This window comes from Pseudoalteromonas sp. SR45-5, from assembly GCF_014163565.1.
In the GTDB taxonomy this organism is placed as follows: Bacteria; Pseudomonadota; Gammaproteobacteria; order Enterobacterales; family Alteromonadaceae; genus Pseudoalteromonas; species Pseudoalteromonas distincta.
In genome coordinates this window covers 1-2,183 of sequence record NZ_JACJDN010000644.1, presented here as the reverse complement: position 1 = coordinate 2,183, position 2,183 = coordinate 1, and the positions used below count along the sequence as shown (strand labels likewise).

Genomic DNA, 2,183 nt, shown 5'->3' with positions numbered 1-2,183 from the left:
GATGGTTATTGTCGGTTTTTTACTTTTAGTTGAATCACAAATAAAAACAGCACCTGAGCGCCATGGTCGTCCGTTAATTTTATTTCCAAGTAAATTACAGTTAAGTGCCATGTTTGTTACGTTTGCACCTGTTTTACTACTCGCTATTGGCTTGCCTTTGGCTATATTTTCACTTTGGTTAGCTCGCGATGGTTTTAGCTCATTTGATTTTAATATTGCATGGAACTCTACGTATGCATCGGGTATTGCGGCAATTGTAGCCGTTATCGTTGCGATCCCTGTTGCACATGCCGCACTGAATGGAAAAGCGGGTCGTATAATGGAGCGTGTTACTTACTTTGGTTTTGGTATACCGGGCATAGTAATGGGCACAGCGCTTGTTTACGGTGGTTTGCAGTTACCGTTTTTATATCAAACACTGGGATTGCTTATTATTGCTTATATGCTGCGATTTTTACCACTTGCTGTAGGCTCTGTTAGAACAAGCACCGAACACTTAGATCCAAGCTTAGTAAAGTCTGCGCGCGTATTAGGGGCAAGCCCACGTGAAGTATTTACTCGCATAACACTACCTTTAACTATGCGCGGTATTATTGCCGGTGCAGCACTGGTGTTTTTAGAGTCAATGCGCGAACTAGAAGCCACGCTACTACTTGGCCCAACAGGGTTTGAAACCCTCTCTACATATTTATGGCGTGTATACGAAGCGGGCTATTTTGGTCGCGCCGCGATTCCAGGGTTATTGTTAGTAGTGATATCTGCCTGCGGGTTAGCTATTATGATGTCTGGCGAAAAACGCAACCAGTTTGAACATTAAGGATTTAAGAAACAATGCTATCTGTAAGTCAGTTGTCTATAGATTATGGCAGTAACCGCGTAGTAAGCGATTTAAACTTTTCGCTGGGTGAAAACGAAATCCTTATGCTTGTAGGACCAACAGGTTGTGGTAAAAGTACAATTTTACAAGCCCTTGCTGGCCTTATACCTATTAGCGAAGGCGAAATAAACACGGGGAAATGGCGCGCTACTCCCAAATTAACACTACCTCCTGAAAAACGCAGTGTAGGTATGGTGTTTCAAGATTTTGCGTTATTTCCGCACTTAACCGTACAGCAAAACATTTGCTTTAGATTAAAAGATACAGCCCCTGCTGAGTATTGGATAAACCTACTTGGGTTGAGCGATTTTAGAGATAAAAAACCAGCAACACTTTCTGGCGGACAAAAGCAGCGCGTTGCACTTGCGCGTACCCTTGCCCACCAACCTGACTTTGTATTACTTGATGAGCCGCTTTCAAACTTAGATGCCGCCCTTAAAGACATGCTTCGTTGGGATATTAGAAACGCACTTAAAGCCGCTGGCGTACCTGCTATTTGGGTAACACACGACCAAGAAGAAGCACTCTCCGTTGGCGACCGCGTTGGTGTGCTTAAAGGCGGCGAAATTCAGCAAATCGATACACCCGAGCGCTGTTTTAGTACCCCAAACAATCGCTTTGTGGCACGCTTTTTAGGTGAAGCCAGCTTTATTAGCGGCCAATTTAGCCAAGGACAAGCCACTACCTCAATTGGTAATGCGCCCGCTCATGGCGTTGACTGTGAAAGTGGCGACGTTGATGTACTACTTCGACCAGACGATGTGTTACTTGTACAAAGCAGTGTTGGCAATAACGGCGAAGTAATTTGGGTACGTTTTGAAGGTGGCAGCCGCTTGTGCGCTGTAAAACTTGCGTGCTCTACGGTTGTAACTAGCCGAGTAAGCCATGAAGTTGTGGTAAACCCAGGCGACGAAGTGCATGTATCACTAAGTACATCGCACCCACTAGCGGTTTATAAATCTATAGATTAATATATATACCTAACTCAAAATTAAGAGGAAACCCGATGAACGGACCAAACCCCAATAATCCTTCACCAATGGAAGGTTTTCCTCAAGTAGGTTTTTTAAAAAACTATATTACTTCTATCAATATTGAAGTAGGCGATTATACATATTATGACGATCCTGATGGCCCTGAGAATTTTGAAAAAAATGTGCTTTACCATTTCGATTTTATTGGGGATCGTCTGATCATAGGTAAGTTTTGTGCGATAGCTAAAGACGTTACCTTTATAATGAATGGCGCTAACCATCAAACTTCTGGATTTTCTACTTATCCATTTTTTATATTTGGTAATGGCTGG

The 2,183-nt window shown here is 43.0% G+C and carries 2 protein-coding genes and 1 pseudogene; all 3 read left to right on the top strand.

The window, feature by feature from the left end; all coding sequences use genetic code 11:
• The coding region (locus H5072_RS17485) for an iron ABC transporter permease (protein WP_182694276.1) at positions 1-817 on the top strand (817 nt) is incomplete at its 5' end.
• Positions 818-831: 14 nt separating this feature from the next.
• Positions 832-1,848: an ABC transporter ATP-binding protein gene (locus tag H5072_RS17480; RefSeq protein WP_182694275.1), complete on the top strand. Its 1,017-nt coding sequence runs from the start codon at positions 832-834 to the stop codon at positions 1,846-1,848.
• Positions 1,849-1,883: 35 nt separating this feature from the next.
• Positions 1,884-2,183: pseudogene (locus H5072_RS17475) on the top strand (chloramphenicol acetyltransferase); the annotation flags it as partial.

What these genes read in the sequence shown, in the direction of transcription:
- H5072_RS17480 (WP_182694275.1), top strand. Translation starts at nt 832, where the DNA reads ATGCTATCTGTAAGTCAGTTGTCTATAGATTATGGCAGTAACCGCGTA.